This window comes from Streptomyces sp. NPDC001393 (assembly GCF_053597455.1).
Map to the genome: position 1 here is coordinate 62,524 of NZ_JBSFIH010000047.1, position 15,899 is coordinate 78,422.

Below are 15,899 nucleotides of genomic sequence, written 5' to 3' on the forward strand. Positions count from 1 at the left end.
GAACCGCTCCACTAGCGGTGTCCAGTTTCCGCCCTGATACGCCGGCATCCCGACGAACATGCTGCCGAAATCGGCGATGGGCAGGACGAGATACCCCCTCGTCCCGCTCCCTGCCGACGGCCGGGGCGCCTCGTGGGGCACGGCCGGTAAACGTTGCGTTGCGAGTGAAGTGGATCACGCTGACTGACTTGTCGTGGCCTTGACTCGTCGTCACAATCCCGTATGGCTCAATTCAGCGCGCGTAGATGCGCGCGCTCTCGCGCGCCTCCGACACGGGAGTGCCAATGAAGAGATCGAAGAAGTTACTGCTGTTTGGTGTCGCCAGCCTCGCCCTGCTGTTCGGCGGGGTGGAGAGCGTGGCTCACGGCGTCGGGATCGCTGACGCCGCCCATCCCGCGACGGGTGTCGGCTCGTGCACGCTGAAGGGGTACAACCCGGCGACGACCCACCCGAACGCCAAGAACCTGCCGCTCGGCAAGCGTCCGATGACGTACAAGCCGGACGACTTCGACTGCTCCGGCGCGAAGTTCGCCGCGCCCGGCGTGGAGTTCGCAAAGTTTCCGCAGCCGAAGAACTTCAAGATCACCGACAAGAGCGTCGTGCAGAGGGTCGGTGGCCATCAGACGATCATAGGGAAGCCCGCAGCGGCAGTGAACCCGCTGGCGCCGTACTTCCCGCCGTTCCAGCACTTCGTGATCATCTATCGCGAAAACCACACCTTCGACGACTACCTCGGCGACTGCGCGACAACGATCGCCGCCGGCTGCAACGGCCAGGTGGAGAGCACCAACCACATGAGCTCCGTTCCAAACCTGCACCAGCTGGCCAAGACCTACTCGCTGTCCGACTCGTACAGCACCGGCGTCCAGCCGCCGTCCGGCCCCAACCACTGGTTCCTGTTCTCGGGGCAGTCCTCGTCCAGCAGCCAGCAGCAGTCCTACCCGTCGAACGGTACCCAGTTCGACCGGTTCCTGCAGAGCGACCAGGGTCCCACGGACGAGGGCACCAGCGCCTGCACCGCTCCGTCCGGCACCAGCAGTGGCACCAGCCCGTACTCGATGATCGTGAACGGTGACATCTACTGGATGCTCAACAGTGGCAGCGGCTACTGGAAGAACCCGGCCGACGGCAAGATCGAGGTTCTGCCGCCCAACCGTCCGGGCACGACCATCCCCGAAGAGCTGCACACCAACGAGTACACCTGCAACAACCAGAGCATCCCCGACAGCACCGTCGCCGGCGACTACCTCAACTTCGTCAACCAGTACGGGATGCCGGCGTACAACTACGTCGAGCTGTTCAACGATCACCCCGGCACCTACCAGGACATCGCAGGGAACGACACCGCGACGAACAACATCGTCAGCTCCATCATGAGCAACCCGACGTACAAGAACAACACGCTGATCGTCGTCACCGAGGACGACACCCAGAACGGCAGCAACGGCCCGGACCACGTCAGCAACACCTACCGCGTGCCGCTGCTCGTCATCGGGAACCCGGCTTACGTCAAGCAGCACTACGTCTCGCACGTCGCGTACACGACGGCCAACGTGCTGGCGGCCATGGAGCGCACGATGGAGAACGTGCACTCCGGCGTCATCGACCCGAACAACAACCTGGGCTCGTCCACCTTCCCGATGACGACCGCGGACCAGGCCGCGCTCGGCGACCCGCTGGAGGACTTCTGGATCCAGGGCGCGACCCCCCTGTCCGCGAGCGCCAAGGGCTCGCCGACCACCGGCAACGCGCCGCTGACGGAGAACTTCACCGGCTCGGCGACCGGCGGCACGGCCCCGTACACGTACAGCTGGAACTTCGGTGACGGGTCGACCAGCACGTCGCAGAACCCGAGTCACACCTACAGCACCGCGGGTACCTACACCGCGACACTGACCGTCACCGACAGCGCCTCGCCCGCCAACACCGGGACCTCGCAGGTGACGACTACGGTCAGCGCCGTCGGCAACCCGCTGGCCGCAAGCGCCTCGGCCACCCCGACCTCCGGCCAGGTGCCCCTGAACGTCGCCTTCACCGGCACGGCCACCGGCGGCACCCCGGCGTACAGCTACAGCTGGAACTTCGGTGACGGGTCGACCAGCACGTCGCAGAACCCGAGTCACACCTACAGCACCGCGGGTACCTACACCGCGACACTGACCGTCACCGACAGCGCCTCGCCGGCGCACTCCGCGTCCTCGACGGTGACCGTCACAGCCTCGCCGATTGCCGCGACGGTACCAGGCGCGCCCACCGGCCTGACGGCGACAGCCGGAACCGGGCAGGTCGCGCTGAGCTGGACGCCACCGGCCAGCACAGGCGGCGAGAACATCACCTCGTACAAGGTCTACCGCGGCACCTCCAGTGGCGGCGAGACGCTGCTGACCAGCGGCGGCTGCAGCGGACTGGGCGCGGTGACCTCATGCACCGACACCGGACTCACCACCGGGCAGACCTACTACTACAGGGTCACCGCGGTGAACGGCGTGGGCGAGGGGGCACAGAGCAACGAGGCGTCCGCCACCCCCACCGGAAGCACCGGCTGCCAGGCGAAGCAGCTGCTCGGCAACCCCGGCTTCGAGAGCGGCAGCTCCAACCCCGCTCCGTGGACCGCGTCCTCCGGCGTGATCGACAACTCTTCCTCCGAGCCGCCGCACTCCGGCAGCTGGGACGCGTGGCTGGACGGCTACGGGACCACCCACACCGACACCCTGTCGCAGACGGTGACCCTACCGAAGGGCTGCACCTCGGAGCAGCTGAGCTTCTGGCTGCACGTGGACACGGCGGAGACTTCGACCACGACCGCCTACGACACGCTCAAGGTGCAGGTGCTGAACGGCTCCGGCACGGTGCTGGGCACCCTGCACACCTACTCCAACCTCGACCGCATCACCGGATACGCGCAGCACACCTTCGACCTCTCCCCCTACGCGGGCCAGACAGTCACGCTCAAGTTCACCGGCGCGGAGGACTACGAGTACCAGACCTCCTTCGTGCTCGACGACACCACGATCAACGTGCAGTGACCAGCGCCACTCGGTAACCGGCCCCCGTCCCCCAGCGGGACGGGGGCCCACCTGCTCGCCCGCGGAGGAAGGAACGAATGGACACGACCATCGCAGTGAAGGGCCACGGCATCACCAAGGTCTTCGGTGACGTCGTCGCGCTCGACCATGTCGATGTAAGCGTCGCGCAGGGTCGGATCCACGGCCTGGTCGGCCCGAACGGTGCCGGAAAGACCACGCTGCTGGGCCTGATGCTGGGCCTGGCCGTCGCCGACGAGGGGGACCTGGAGATCCTCGGCGCTCCAGTGGGCCGTGGGCTGCCGACGCCTGACGGTGTCTCCGGGTTCGTCGACGGACCCGGCCTCTACCCCGCTCTCACCGCGAAGCAGAACCTCGCGACGCTGGTCTGGCTGCAGCCCGACGAATCGCTCGCCGGTGATGTCGGCGAGGCTCTGGAGCAGGTCGGACTCACCGAGGCCGCCGATCAGAAGGTCCGCGGCTTCTCCCTGGGCATGCGCCAACGACTGGGACTGGCCGCGGCGTTGCTGACCAAACCACGCCTGCTGGTGCTCGACGAGCCGTCCAACGGCCTGGATCCGGCGGGCAAGAGGCAGGTGCATCAGGTCCTGCGCCGACTCGCGGCCGAGGGCGTCACGGTCGTCCTGTCCAGCCATCGGATGGACGATCTGGAGGCGCTGTGCTCCGAGGTCACCATCCTGGCCAAGGGGCGTGTGGTGTTCTCCGGCCCGTTGAAGAAGCTCACCGATGAGAAACACGAACTCGACTACCGGCTGCGCGCCCTGGATCCGTCCGCCGCGCACGCTGTCGCGGCCGGAACACCCGGCGTTCGCGTCGTCGAGGACTCCGACGCCGCGGCGCGATCGGACAACGACGTGGTCGTCGTACGCGCGCGGGCGGCTGCTCTGGACGAACTCGTGGCGCGGATCGTGCGCGCGAACATCCCCCTGCGCGAACTCGCGCCCGTCGTCTCGCCGCTGGAAGCAGCCTTTCTCTCCCTGACGGACCAGCTCGCCATCATCGGGCAGGAGGCCGACCAATGACCACGACTCTCACCGACGCCCCCGCCGACGGAGCCGGAGCCGGGGCCGGGGCCGGGCTGAAGCCCGGGACGGCCGGCAGACGCCCGGTCCCGGTGGTCCGGATCCTGCGGATGGAGCTGGTCAAGCAGTTCTCTGCCTGGCGGGTGCGCCTGCTGGTGCTGCTGTGCTGGCTCGGTCCGGTCCTGCTGGTGTTCGCGATCGACCAGCAGAGCACCCTGCCGTCCGATACCCTCTTCGGCCGGTGGATGCACGCCACCGGCTGGGCCGGATCGTTGGTGGTGCTCGGCGTTGCCGGCACATGGGCCCTGCCGCTGGTCACGTCCGTGGTCGCCGGCGACGTCTTCGCCTCCGAGGACCGGTTGGGCACCTGGCGCCACCTGATCATCGCTGTTCGCTCGCACCGGCGGATCTTCGCGGCCAAGGCGATCGCCAGCGTCACCGTGATCGGACTGCTGGTAGCCGGCTTGGCCGTCTCCAGCGTGCTCGGCGGACTGCTCGCGGAGGGGAACCAGCCGCTGGTCGGCCTGGACGGCCACCTGCTCACCGGCGGGGACGCGGCGGGTAGGGTCCTGCTGGCGTGGGTCTGCGTGCTGGCGCCGACGCTCGCCTTGGCCGCCATCGGGCTGCTCGGGTCGGTGGCCCTGGGCCGGTCCCCGATGGGCCTGCTGCTGCCGGTGATCGCCGCCCTCGGGATGCAGACGGCGCAGATGCTGCCGCTGCCGGTCCCGGTGCGCCTGGCACTGCCCGGTTACGCCTTCATCTCCTGGAACGGCCTGTTCACCGATCCCCAGCAGCTGGGGCCGTTGCTGATCGGCATCGGGGTCAGCCTGGTATGGGCGGTCGTGGCGACGGCACTGGCCTGTCTGTTGTTCCTCCGGCGGGATTTCACCAATCTCAACAACGACGGCGCCGCACGCAGGGCGCTGACCTTGGGTGCCCTCCCGCTGGCGGGCGTGCTGGCCGCGACGGTCGGTGTCGTCGCCGTCGGGACCGGGGCGGGCGGTTCCGGCATCACCCAGGACAAGGTGCAACGGTCGGTAGCCATGGAGTTCTCCCGCCTCTACCCGTTCCAGCAAGCACAGATGCGCCAGCCGGCGGTCTCCGCAGCGCAACTGCAGACCACAGCGGCCTGCGACAGGAACGAGGGGCTCGGGGCGCAGGCAGGGCCGGGAAACGACTGGCGCTGCACGGTCTCCTGGAACGTCCCCGGCTACAACGTCACCGCCCAGGCCATCTACCAGGTCGATGTCACCCCGACCGGGCGCTACATCGCCGACGGGGACGGACCGGTTCAGGTGAACGGGTACTTCCTGATCATCAATGCCGGCAAGCCGACGCCCAACCCGCTGTGGCAGTTCGACGGCAACGTCGACCTGATCTCCGGTCACTGAGTAAGCCTGGCGCGAAGGCCGGCCCCGTGTCGCCACCCGGCCGGCCCTCGCTTCCATTCAGCTCGCTTCCGCCGCCGCGCCGGGCGCGCAGCACCAGGGCGGCGAGGTTCGGCGCCATCCCTCATCCCACAGGCCTACGAGGCCAACTACCGTGTCTACGGCGCGCGGAAGCTCTGTCGGCACCTGAATCGCCAGGACGTCGCGGTGGCCCGCCGCACCGTCGAGCGCCTCATGCGTGAACTCGGCATCACCGGAGCGGTCCGCGGCCAAAAGGTGATCACGACCATCCCCGACGCGAGCAGGCATCGCCGCGTCGATCGGATCGGTCGGCGGCGCCAACGACAATGCCTGATGGGGTCCACGATCGGCCTGTTCAAGACCGAGTTGATCAAGCCCCGTCGGCCCTGGAAGACACTCTCCGAGGTCGAGTTGGCCACCGCTGAGTGGATCGACTGGTACTGCCACCGCCGGCTGCACGGTGAGATCGGGCACACCCCGCCCGTCGAATACGGGGCCAACTACTACCGAGCAACCACGAAAATCGAGGTCACAGTCACAACCTAGTCTCGATCAAACCCGGAACGGTTCAACTTGATCGTCTTGCCGCTGGCAGGCATCATCACGCCCAGCGCGCAGGCGGAACTGATCGGTGGCAACTACACCAACGTGACCAGCGACGTAGGCGCCTGCATAGCGGCAGGCGGCACGCTGCACCTGGTGCGGGGGCGAACCGAAAGCGTTCCCGTATCGAAGTGGAACGGCTGCGGCTCGCCCAGGAGACCCACGCACTGCTGCACCATGTCTACGCCGACCATGCCAGGGCCCTTGGTCACAGCCTCCCGGTCGACGAGAGTCCAGGGGGACGTAGTCGGCGGAGCGAACATGGAGGACAGCTGTCTGCCGTCATGACCGGACGCCTCCGAACGGTCTACACGGCCGTAGACGTTAACCCTCTCGTTCCCTTCGAGCTGTGTTCGCGCCATCGCTGGATCTTCAAGGGAACACAGGCTGACGCGCGGTCTGGTTCGCCTCTTGTGTGAGGGAAGGTCATGGGTATGAGGATCAGCAAGGTGCTCGGCACGGCGGCCGGCGTGGTGGCTGTGGCGCTCGGGGTCTCGGGGGTGGCGGCAGCCGCGACGCACCCGGCGCCCGCGGTGCCCGCGGGCGTGCCCGCCGGCTTCAAGGCGGCCGTCTTCGCGCACGCGGGTGGCAAGGTGACCGGCGCCGACGACATCACGCGCCTGGGCGACAAGCTCTTCGTCGGCTTCCAGAACGGGGTGGGCTCGCAGGGTGAGCCCTCGCCCACCGGGAACACCAAGAGCACCGTCGTGGAGTTCGACAAGCACGGCAAGGAGGTGGCGCACTGGGACCTCGTCGGCAAGGTCGACGGCCTCGGCGCCGACCCCCGTACCCACCGGGTCATCGCATCCGTCAACGAAGACGGCAGCAGCAGTGTCTACACCATCAGCTTCCGGCGTGGCCGCCACCACGGCACCGGCACGGTGAAGCACTACCACTACAGCTCGCTGCCGCACGGCGGTGGCACGGACAACGTGAGCGTGCGGCATGGCGTCGTCTACATCGTCGCCTCCAACCCGACCGCGGACGCCAAGGGCAGCACCGCGGGCCGCCCGGCGCTGTACAAGGTGACCTTCAGCGGCTCGGTCGCCAAGACCACTCCGGTGTTCGACGACAACATCACGGCCACCAACCTGGTGACTGGCAAGACCGGTCCGCTCAACCTGACCGACGACGACTCCAGCACCTTCGTGCCGCGCTCCGTGCCGGGCCTGGGCGGCAGCCTGCTGCTGGACGGCCAGGCCGACCAGCAGGCCGTCTTCGTCAAGCACTGGGGCAGCGCACGGCAGAAGGCGGTCGTCCTGCCGCTGAGCCAGACGGTGGACGACACCGCCTTCGCCTCCTCCACCGAGGGAACCCTCTACGTGGTGGACACCGCCAAGGGCGACGTGATCGCCGTGACCGGCCACTTCACCAAGGGCGAGGCCTTCGTCTCGGCGGCGAACGGGCTGGGCACGCTCAACCTGAAGACCGGTCAGATCACCGCCCTGGGTGGCGTGGCTCCCAAGGCGAAGGGGCTGCTCTTCGTTCCGGCCGAGTAAAGTGCTCGCCGAGTAACGGGTCGGCGCATCAGCAGGCGCACTCCGCTCCCGGAAAGGACGGGGAGCGGAGTGCGGGTCCGCAGGGATAACCCCGGCTGATGGAGGAGTGTTCACGCGCTGGTCGTCCGGAGAGCGCATGAGGTTTGCCCGGCCTGGTGTTGTCTAGCCTCGCGCACGGAGATGACGAAAGGCAGCCCGGTGGCAGCGACAGGCGGTTTCCCCTCGCGGGGTGTGTGGCGGCGGCCTGCGTTGCGGTGGCTGGACGTGGTGGTCGGTGCGGCGCTGGTGGCGTTGCTGTACGGGCTGCTGCGGCTGGCGCCCTCGCTCAACGCGCCGTTCCTGCCCAGCACCGCTCCCTCCACGGTGTCGACGGACCCGGCGAACCTGCCGTACTACGCGGTGCGCTCGCTCGTGCGGATGTTCGCCGCGCTCGCGGTCTCGGTCGTCTTCACCTTCGTCTACGCCACCGCGGCGGCCCGGCTCAAGCGGGCGGAGAAGGTGCTGCTGCCCGTCCTGGACATTCTCCAGTCGGTGCCGGTGCTGGGCTTCCTGTCGGTGACGGTGACCGCGTTCATCAACCTCTTCCCCGGCTCCGAACTGGGCCTGGAGTGCGCCTCCATCTTCGCGATCTTCACCGCGATGGCGTGGAACATGACGTTCGCCTTCTACTACTCCCTGATGTCCCAGCCGCGGGAGCTGGACGAGGCGGCGCGGGTGCTGCGGCTGACGAAGTGGGAGCGGTTCTGGCAGCTGGACGTGCCGGGCGGGATGATCCCGCTGGTGTGGAACGGGATGATGAGCTTCGGCGGCGCCTGGTTCTTCCTCGCCGCCTCCGAGTCCATCAGCGTCCTCAACCACACCTACGCCCTGCCCGGCATAGGGTCCTACGCCGCCGCCGCGATCGCCCAGGGCGACCTGAGCAAGGTCGGCATTGCCATCGCCGTGATGGTGATGATGGTGATCGGAGTGAACGTGCTGTTCTGGCGGCCCATGGTGGCCTGGTCGGAGCGTTTCCGGGTGGAGGAGGCCGAGGCGGCCGAGCGTCCGCGCAGCCTGGTGCTGGACTTCCTGCGCCGCTCGCAGGTGCCGCACCTGATCGGCCGCCCGCTGAAGCCGGCGGGCCGCTGGCTGGACCGGGCGACGCGGCCGTTCGGTCTGGCCGAGCACCCCATCGGCGTCTCACCGGTCCGCGAGCGCACGGGGGATGTGTTCTTCGCCGGTGTGATCAGCGTGGTGGTCGTCTACGGGGCGTGGAAGGCATTCGGCTACGTCCAGTCCACCGTTGGGCTCGGTGCGTTCGGGCACGCCCTCGCGCTGGGTGCGGCGACCTTCGGCCGGGTCGTCGTCCTGACCGTTGTGGCGACGGTGGTGTGGGTGCCGGTCGGGGTGTGGATCGGCATGAACCCGAAGGTCACCCGGTTCGCGCAGCCGGTGGTGCAGGTGCTGGCCAGCTTCCCGGCGAACTTCCTCTTCCCGTTCGCCACCGCGGCGTTCGTGGTGCTGGGCATCTCGCTGAACGTGGGCGCGATTTTGCTGATGGCGCTGGGCGCGCAGTGGTACATCCTGTTCAACGTCATCGCCGGGGCCACGGCCATCCCCTCCGACCTGCGCGAGGCGATGACCAACTACAAGGTCGGCGGCTGGCTCAGGTGGCGTTCCTTCATCCTGCCGGCGGTCTTCCCCTCGTACGTGACCGGTGGGATCACGGCTGCGGGCGGCGCGTGGAACGCCTCGATCGTGGCCGAGGTCGTCAGCTACGGGAACCATCACCTGACCGCGACCGGGCTCGGCGCCTACATCACGCAGGCCACCGCCACCGGTGACTTCCCGAAGATCCTGGTGGGCATCAGTGTGATGAGCCTGTACGTGGTGGCCGCCAACCGGCTGTTCTGGCGCCGCCTGTACCGCCTCGCCGAGACCCGCTTCGCCCTGTGACCCTCACCGCCCCGTAAGCCCGCCGTCCCCGTAGGCTCCCCGTTCCCGAGGCAGGACCCGTGACCAGCAGCGAACCCCTCGCCCCCGCATCCCGTCCGACCGGTGCGTTGATCGTGGAGGCCGATTCGGTGACCAAGACCTTCACGACGCCGGACGGCCGGGCTCTGCCGGTGCTGGACGGCATCAGCTTCACCTTGTCCGAGGGCGAGATCGTCGCTCTGCTGGGCAAGTCCGGCTCGGGCAAGTCCACGCTGCTGCGGTGCGTGGCCGGGCTGATCGCGCCGTCCACCGGCACCGTCTCCTACCGCGGCACCCCGCTGACCGGCGCCAATCCCGGGGTGGCGATGGTCTTCCAGTCCTTCGCGCTGCTGCCGTGGCTGACCGTGCAGCAGAACGTCGAACTGGGGCTGAAGGCCCAGGGTGTCGGCGAGGAGGAGCGCCGTGAGCGGGCGCTGAAGGCGATCGACCTGATCGGTCTGGACGGCTTCGAGTCCGCCTACCCCAAGGAACTGTCCGGCGGCATGCGCCAGCGCGTCGGCTTCGCCCGCGGCATCGTCGTAGAGCCGGACGCGCTGCTGATGGACGAGCCCTTCTCGGCCCTGGACGTGCTGACCGCGGAGAACCTGCGCAACGAGCTGGTCGGCCTGTGGGAGGGGCACGAGGCCCCGGTGAAGTCGATCCTGATCGTCACCCACAACATCGAGGAGGCGGTACTGCTGGCCGACCGCATCCTGGTGCTGTCCTCCAACCCCGGCCGCATCCAGGCCGAACTCCGGGTCGATCTTCCCCGGCCTCGCGATCGCAACAGCCCTCGTTTCGAGTCCATCGTCGACACCGTCTACGACGTCCTCACCGGCCGCGAGGAAGCCGCAGCGGAAGCCGTGGAGGCTGCTCCCGCAGCAGCCGCCCCGCGTCCCATGCCGACGCCGACCAACACGCCGCTGCCGGACGTCAGCGTGGGCGGACTCGCCGGTCTGCTCGAAATCCTCGTCGCCCGCGGCGGACAGGACGGCCTGGCCGAGATCGCCGACGAGCTGAGCTTCGAGATCGACGACCTGCTGCCCCTGGTCGACACCGCCGTCATGCTCCAGCTGGCCCGCATCGACGGCGCCGACATCGCCATCACCGACGCCGGCCGGGAGTTTGTGGCCGCCGACATCCTCACCAGCAAGCAGCTCTTCGCCCGCCACGCGGCCAAGCACGCCCCCCTGGTCCGCGCCGTCGTCCAGGCCCTGACTGCCACCGACGGCAACACGCTGCGCGAGGGCTTCTTCCTCGACCTGCTCCGCCGCGGCTTCTCCGCCGAAGAGGCCCGCAACCAGCTTCAGACGGCCATCGACTGGGGCCGCTACGCCGAGCTGTACGACTACGACCGCGACGACGCCAGGCTCACTCTCGAACCCGGCGCCCAGAAGTACCTGTAAACGCGGGTGGATCAGTTCCGCTCGCGCTCGGCAGCGTCGGCCAGTAGGTGGGCGATGCCTGCGGGCAGGTCGAGGTTGTGTTCCAGCCAAGCGGCGTCGTGCGCGTGGGTGGCGAAGATCCACGCGGAGTAGAGACGGTTCAGGCTGGGTGCGCCGGGTGTGAGCAGGAGCGGGCGGACGGCGTCCATGGGGAAGCCGTCCAGGGCGCCGCTGGTGAACCACGACTCGTCGACCGCCTCGGTCAGCCGCCGTCTGGCCTCTCGCTGGGCCCGGCGGTGGCTGTGCACGACGGCCGCGACCACGACGAAGGCTGCGGTGGCTGCCCCGACCAGGGCACCGGCGACGATCGGGCGGTCGGCGCGCGGGGCGGTGGTCAGCGCGGTCATCTCCAACGCGGTCAGCAGCAGGACACCGAGCACGACGGTGCCCTCACCGGTGCGGGGGTGGGGCAGGGGCCTCATCGCCGTCTCCCTCCTGTTCCGTCTTCCATCGTGGTCTGTGTACGGGCCGGGTGTCGTTGGGCCGACTGTCCTCTTACGGGATTCGTACGGGGCCTCGCGGTGTGTGGTCAGGCCAGCACGCGGGGCCGATCGTGTTCGGTTTCCTCGTCCTCCAGGTGCCAGTGCAGGTCACGCACCCCTGGTTCCAGGGAAAGGCGGGCGATGACCTGTTCCAGGGCGGGGGCGACCTGGCCAGGAATGGTGACGGTGGCGCGCAGGCTGGTGGCCTGGTCGTCGTCCTCGCGGCGGGCCCGCAGCCCGGTCGGGGCCAGGGCGCCGGCGGTGAGGGCCTGCAGCAGCTGGGCCCTCACGTGGGTCTCGGCCTGGCGCTCGCACACCACGTGCACGGTTGCCCGCGCGGTGACGTCGGGGTCGGTTCCACCAGCGGGGGCGCGGTCCAGCAGTCGTCCGGCGGGCCGCAGGACCAGGTGCACGGCCAGGACCGCGAGGGTGCCGAGTGCGGCCAGTGCGAGGCGGCCGGAGGCGGCCAGGACACCGGCGGCGGCCGAGCACCACAGGGTGGCGGCGGTGTTCAGGCCCCGTACCCCGGCGCCGTCGCGCAGGATCACGCCACCGCCGAGAAACCCGATCCCGGACACGACGTAGGAGGCGACCCTGGTGGGGCTGCCGGGGTCGCCGACGGCGACGCTGTAGAGCACGAACAGGGTGGCGCCGGTGGCGACCAGGGCGTTGGTGCGCAAGCCCGCCATCCGGGCCCGCCACTGGCGCTCGACGCCGATCAGTGCCCCGCAGGCCACCCCGGTGGCGAGCCGGATCAGGAAGTCGGTCGTGGTCAGGGCGTGCATGGCGCACCTCCTTGCAATGGCCTGTCGGCATGCGACGGCGCGTGGTGGGTGGTCAGGTGAGGGGGTGGAGGAATTCCAGCCGGTTGCCGACAGGGTCGAGGGTGAAGAAGCGGCGGTGACCGGGGAGTTGGTCGTCCCAGACGACGGGTGCGCGGTGGGCGCCGAGCCGGTCGGCGAGGGCGTCGATGTCGTGGACGCGCAGGCCGGGGTGGGTTCGGGTGCCGGGCAGGAACGGGGTCTTGGTGCCGAGGTGGAGTTGGGCGCCGCCGTGTTCGCCGGTGAACCAGCAGGCGCTTCGTACCGCCAGCACCGGAGGTCCGGTGACCTCCTGAATACCGAGCAGGTCGGCGTAGAAGGTGCGCAGCAGCGGCTCGCACCCTTCCGGGGCGGTCAGCCGTACGTGATCAAGGGTCGCCAGCATGGCCAGGACTCCTCCAAAGCAGCATTGGACAAGGGGGTCGGGCTCTTATGCGCGGCCATGCCAGCGGGCTTCGAGCCGACGGTGGTCGTCAGGACCGGTGACGGTGTGCCAGTGGGCGTGCGGCCGTCCCGGACCGAAGCCGGCCGCCCGCAGCGGTGTCGGGGTGCGGGCTGGAGCCGCGTGCAGCACGGTGTGGTCGAGCGGGCAGTCGCCCAGGCGCCGGACGACGCGGGTGAAGAAGGACAGCAGGGCACCGACGGACCGGACGGACGTGGTGTGCCGGACGCCGTGGTGGGTCAGTGCGGACATGGAAGTCACCTCCAGACACGGGCGCGTACGCGCTTTGGCACGTCAACAGGGCTGGTGAGAAAGAGCAGGCTGGGACTTCCGAGCGGCCTCGGTGATCCGGTGGACGGCTGCGGGTGGCAGCCCCGTGAAGCGGGCGAGCCAGTCGGGGTCGCGGCCCTGCTGGGCGAGCACATGGGTCAAATGGACCCACGGGTCGTACACCGCCCCGGCGGCCAGTGCCTCGGGAGCCGGGTCCTCGATCAGGTAGGGGCGTTCGGTCCCGTCGGCCAGGGACAGATACAGCACGGTGAGTGTGGAGCGGTTCATGGAAAGCCTCCCATGTGCGGGAAGGGCGCATAAGCGCACGGCTACGGTGGCGGGTCTCGATCTCTCCGTTGCGCACGGCCCCGGCGCGGTCCGCCGGGGTGCCCGGTTACGGCAGGGGTTCGAGGAATTCCAGGCGGTTGCCGACCGGGTCCTGGGTGTAGAACCGGCGGTGCGTCGGCAGGCTGACGTTCCACACAACAGGCGCGCCGTGGGCTTGGAGGCGGGCGGCGAGCTGGTCGAGACCGGTCACCCGTACCGCCGGATAAGCCCTGCGCGGCGGGCGGAACCCGTCCTCGATGCCGATGTGGATCTCCAGGCGACCGCCGTCGGCGGCTGCGAACCAGCAACCGCCGAGCCGAGCCGGCCCCGCAGGCTGTGGAATCTCGGTCATCCCCAGCGCGGTGAGATAGAAACCGCGTAGCGTGTCCTCGGAGCCGGCCGGGGCGGCCAGCTGCACGTAGTCGAGTGCGGCGAGCATCACCAACACACCTCTGCTTCGGCTGCTTCGAAAAGGGGCTGGAGCCATTGGCCCATGGTCCGGGCAGGGCGTGCTCCGCCCCGGACACCGGATGACGGTCAGTGACCGAGGGCCACTTCCACGATCTTGATGACGACGAGGATCATGGCGATGAGGAGGTAGGTGCGCAGGGCGCCCATGCCGAGCTTGCGGGCGGTGGACATGGTCGGCCGGGTCAGTGTGGCCAGTGCGGGCATGCGCCAGGTGTCCCGGCCGGTGCGGTCGATCGGGTCCTCCTTGGTGCCGGTACGGCGGCGGGTGAAGGCGTAGCCCGCGGCCAGCACGCCGACGATGCCGCAGGCGGCCATGATGTCGAGGATCGCGGTCGCGGAGATGTCCGGGAAGAGCACCGAGGCGGTCAGGATGATCGACAGGGCGACCAGGACACCGACGACGGCGGCGGTGAAGGCGTTGGTCTTGGGGCCATTGACCCAGGGGCCGAGGACCTGCTTGTCGTTGCAGAGAAGGAGCAGGAACACGCTGGCGGAGGGCAGCAGCACGCCGGCGAGGGTCTGGACACCTTCGGTGAGCAGGCCCAGCGGGGAGCCGGGGATGAGCACGATGGCGGCGGCTGCGGCGACCAGGCCGGCGTAGACGGCATAGAAGCCCTTGGCTCCCTTGACGCCCCGGTGGAGCGAGTGCCGGATGCCGAAGACGTCCCCGATCGCGTAGGCGGTGGACAGGGACACGGCGAAGGCGCCGATGATGGAGGCGTCCAGCAGCGCGATGGCGAACAGCACGCCGGCGAGCTTGCCGGCCTTGGCCTCCAGACCGGTGGCAATCGCGCCGGCGTCGGAGAAGTTGCCGAAGCCGTGGGTGCCGGCGAACGCGGCGGCGGTGAAGCCCATCATGGCCGCCGCGCCGATGACGACCACGGCGATGCCGATCCACAGGTCGGCCTTCTCGTACTTCATGAACCGCGGGGTGATCCGCTTGTCGATCACGTACGACTGCTGGAAGAACAGCTGCCAGGGGGCGACCGTGGTGCCGACGATGCCGATGATCAGCAGCATGACGGTGGACAACTGCCCGGTACCGCCGGGCATGTCCGGTACGACGAAGTCGCGGGCCATCTGGGAGGCGTGCGGGTGGACCATGCAGTAGACCGGCACCAGCAGCAGCGAGGCCGCGCACAGGGTGATGGCGACCCGCTCGAAGCGGCGGAAGGAGCCGGTGAACGCCGAGGCGACGATGATGGCGGCGGCGAGCACCACGGAGGCGGCCTTGGGCAGGCCCAGGTAGCCGGTGGCCAGGGTGATGCCGATGAACTCGGTCACCAGGGTGAGGGCGTTGAGCAGGAACAGGTCGATGACACTGAACGCGCCCCAGAACTTGCCGAACCGTTCCAGGATGAGCCGGGCGTGGCCGACGCCGGTGACGGCGCCCAGGCGCAGCACCATCTCCTGGTTGACGTACAGGACGGGGACCAGCAGGAGCAGGGTCCACAGCAGGTGGGTGCCGTAGTTCTGGCCGGCCTGGCCGTAGGTGGCGAAGGCGCCGGCGTCGTTGTCGCCGACCATGACGATCAGGCCGGGCCCGACGATGGCCAGGAGTGTCTTGAGCTTGGCGGACAGGCCGGTGCGGGGTGCGGTGTCGTCGAGCCTGATGGTGCCGAGGGCGCCCTGGATGTCGCCGATGTGGGCGTCGTCCAGGACGGCCGTGCGGTGTGCTGCGGCGGTGGTGTCGATGGTCGTGTTGGTCATGGCGTACCTCCCAAATCCCCCCAGCGGGGGAGGCATTGGGGGCACGCGGCCGTCATCCCCCCTGCGCGAGCGCGCAGGACGGCGGCCCGTCACGGCGCATGGCCGTGCGGGGGCAGCAGACGCGGACGGGATCCGCGCAGGGAAGGTGGTTACCGCGTGCCGGAAGAATGCGAGGACAAGCGGGTAAGGGGCCGACTGTGGCCCGGACTACTGCTACTGCAGTCCATGTCTCTCGCCTCCTTCCGGCCGGGGACGCGTACAACGCGCGTCGTCGTCGACTCGGCAGGGAGCGGACCGGCGCTCAGGCTGCGGCCGGTACACCCCAACTCGTCAGAGCTTTGGCACTCCACGGCGTAATCCCCCTGCAAGGGAAGCCACTTGGCCTCACCCCTTAGGCCGGG

At 69.1% G+C, this 15,899-nt stretch carries 14 protein-coding genes; 7 read left to right on the plus strand and 7 right to left on the minus strand.

The genetic code is table 11. The features are described from left to right. The first annotated feature begins 284 nt into the window (after positions 1–284). From ACWC2T_RS34995 to ACWC2T_RS35025, 7 genes are all read left to right on the plus strand, one after another. Positions 285–3,026: a PKD domain-containing protein gene (locus ACWC2T_RS34995; protein ID WP_450674362.1), complete on the plus strand. Its 2,742-nt coding sequence runs from the start codon at positions 285–287 to the stop codon at positions 3,024–3,026. Positions 3,027–3,103: 77 nt separating this feature from the next. Further along, entirely contained in the window at positions 3,104–4,066 is a 963-nt protein-coding gene (locus tag ACWC2T_RS35000; RefSeq protein ID WP_450674363.1) for an ABC transporter ATP-binding protein, read from the plus strand. Further along, positions 4,063–5,457, plus strand: a complete 1,395-nt coding sequence (locus tag ACWC2T_RS35005; protein ID WP_450674364.1) for an ABC transporter permease — start codon at positions 4,063–4,065, stop codon at positions 5,455–5,457. The genes ACWC2T_RS35000 and ACWC2T_RS35005 overlap by 4 nt, the downstream gene beginning before the upstream one ends. 123 nt (positions 5,458–5,580) lie before the next feature. Beyond that, a complete protein-coding gene (locus ACWC2T_RS35010; RefSeq protein WP_450674375.1) occupies positions 5,581–6,021 on the plus strand; it encodes an IS3 family transposase in 441 nt (146 codons plus the stop codon). A 491-nt stretch (positions 6,022–6,512) separates the two neighbouring features. Next, positions 6,513–7,577 (plus strand): hypothetical protein, encoded by a 1,065-nt coding sequence (locus tag ACWC2T_RS35015; RefSeq protein WP_450674365.1) that lies wholly within the window; start codon positions 6,513–6,515, stop codon positions 7,575–7,577. A gap of 198 nt (positions 7,578–7,775) precedes the next feature. Further along, positions 7,776–9,512 (plus strand): ABC transporter permease, encoded by a 1,737-nt coding sequence (locus tag ACWC2T_RS35020; RefSeq protein WP_450674366.1) that lies wholly within the window; start codon positions 7,776–7,778, stop codon positions 9,510–9,512. A gap of 59 nt (positions 9,513–9,571) precedes the next feature. Beyond that, positions 9,572–10,936: an ABC transporter ATP-binding protein gene (locus ACWC2T_RS35025; protein WP_450674367.1), complete on the plus strand. Its 1,365-nt coding sequence runs from the start codon at positions 9,572–9,574 to the stop codon at positions 10,934–10,936. Positions 10,937–10,947: 11 nt separating this feature from the next. Here the strand turns inward: ACWC2T_RS35025 and ACWC2T_RS35030 are convergent, their stop codons facing one another. From ACWC2T_RS35030 to ACWC2T_RS35060, 7 genes are all read right to left on the minus strand, one after another. Further along, complete coding sequence (locus ACWC2T_RS35030) at positions 10,948–11,397, minus strand: hypothetical protein (protein WP_450674368.1); 450 nt, start codon at positions 11,395–11,397, stop codon at positions 10,948–10,950. Positions 11,398–11,504: 107 nt separating this feature from the next. Further along, entirely contained in the window at positions 11,505–12,242 is a 738-nt protein-coding gene (locus ACWC2T_RS35035; protein ID WP_450674369.1) for an MgtC/SapB family protein, read from the minus strand. 52 nt (positions 12,243–12,294) lie between these two features. Further along, positions 12,295–12,663, minus strand: coding sequence for a VOC family protein (locus tag ACWC2T_RS35040; protein ID WP_450674370.1), 369 nt, complete (start codon positions 12,661–12,663; stop codon positions 12,295–12,297). A gap of 45 nt (positions 12,664–12,708) precedes the next feature. Then, positions 12,709–12,972 carry a hypothetical protein gene (locus tag ACWC2T_RS35045; RefSeq protein ID WP_450674371.1) on the minus strand — a complete coding sequence of 88 codons (264 nt, stop codon included), beginning with the start codon at positions 12,970–12,972 and terminating at the stop codon, positions 12,709–12,711. Between the two features lie 42 nt (positions 12,973–13,014). Continuing rightward, on the minus strand, positions 13,015–13,278 hold the full coding sequence (locus ACWC2T_RS35050; RefSeq protein ID WP_450674372.1) for a hypothetical protein: 264 nt from the start codon (positions 13,276–13,278) through the stop codon (positions 13,015–13,017). A gap of 106 nt (positions 13,279–13,384) precedes the next feature. Continuing rightward, positions 13,385–13,756 carry a glyoxalase gene (locus tag ACWC2T_RS35055; protein ID WP_450674373.1) on the minus strand — a complete coding sequence of 124 codons (372 nt, stop codon included), beginning with the start codon at positions 13,754–13,756 and terminating at the stop codon, positions 13,385–13,387. A 98-nt stretch (positions 13,757–13,854) separates the two neighbouring features. Continuing rightward, positions 13,855–15,498: an NRAMP family divalent metal transporter gene (locus ACWC2T_RS35060; protein WP_450674374.1), complete on the minus strand. Its 1,644-nt coding sequence runs from the start codon at positions 15,496–15,498 to the stop codon at positions 13,855–13,857. Between the last annotated feature and the right edge of the window lie 401 nt (positions 15,499–15,899).

Bases quoted from the DNA above. Each gene is read 5' to 3' on its own strand.
- ACWC2T_RS34995 (WP_450674362.1), top strand. From the start codon at position 285: ATGAAGAGATCGAAGAAGTTACTGCTGTTTGGTGTCGCCAGCCTCGCC.
- ACWC2T_RS35000 (WP_450674363.1), top strand. From the start codon at position 3,104: ATGGACACGACCATCGCAGTGAAGGGCCACGGCATCACCAAGGTCTTC.
- ACWC2T_RS35005 (WP_450674364.1), top strand. From the start codon at position 4,063: ATGACCACGACTCTCACCGACGCCCCCGCCGACGGAGCCGGAGCCGGG.
- ACWC2T_RS35015 (WP_450674365.1), top strand. From the start codon at position 6,513: ATGAGGATCAGCAAGGTGCTCGGCACGGCGGCCGGCGTGGTGGCTGTG.
- ACWC2T_RS35030 (WP_450674368.1), bottom strand. From the start codon at position 11,397: ATGAGGCCCCTGCCCCACCCCCGCACCGGTGAGGGCACCGTCGTGCTC.
- ACWC2T_RS35035 (WP_450674369.1), bottom strand. From the start codon at position 12,242: ATGCACGCCCTGACCACGACCGACTTCCTGATCCGGCTCGCCACCGGG.
- ACWC2T_RS35040 (WP_450674370.1), bottom strand. From the start codon at position 12,663: ATGCTGGCGACCCTTGATCACGTACGGCTGACCGCCCCGGAAGGGTGC.
- ACWC2T_RS35045 (WP_450674371.1), bottom strand. From the start codon at position 12,972: ATGTCCGCACTGACCCACCACGGCGTCCGGCACACCACGTCCGTCCGG.
- ACWC2T_RS35050 (WP_450674372.1), bottom strand. From the start codon at position 13,278: ATGAACCGCTCCACACTCACCGTGCTGTATCTGTCCCTGGCCGACGGG.
- ACWC2T_RS35055 (WP_450674373.1), bottom strand. From the start codon at position 13,756: ATGCTCGCCGCACTCGACTACGTGCAGCTGGCCGCCCCGGCCGGCTCC.
- ACWC2T_RS35060 (WP_450674374.1), bottom strand. From the start codon at position 15,498: ATGACCAACACGACCATCGACACCACCGCCGCAGCACACCGCACGGCC.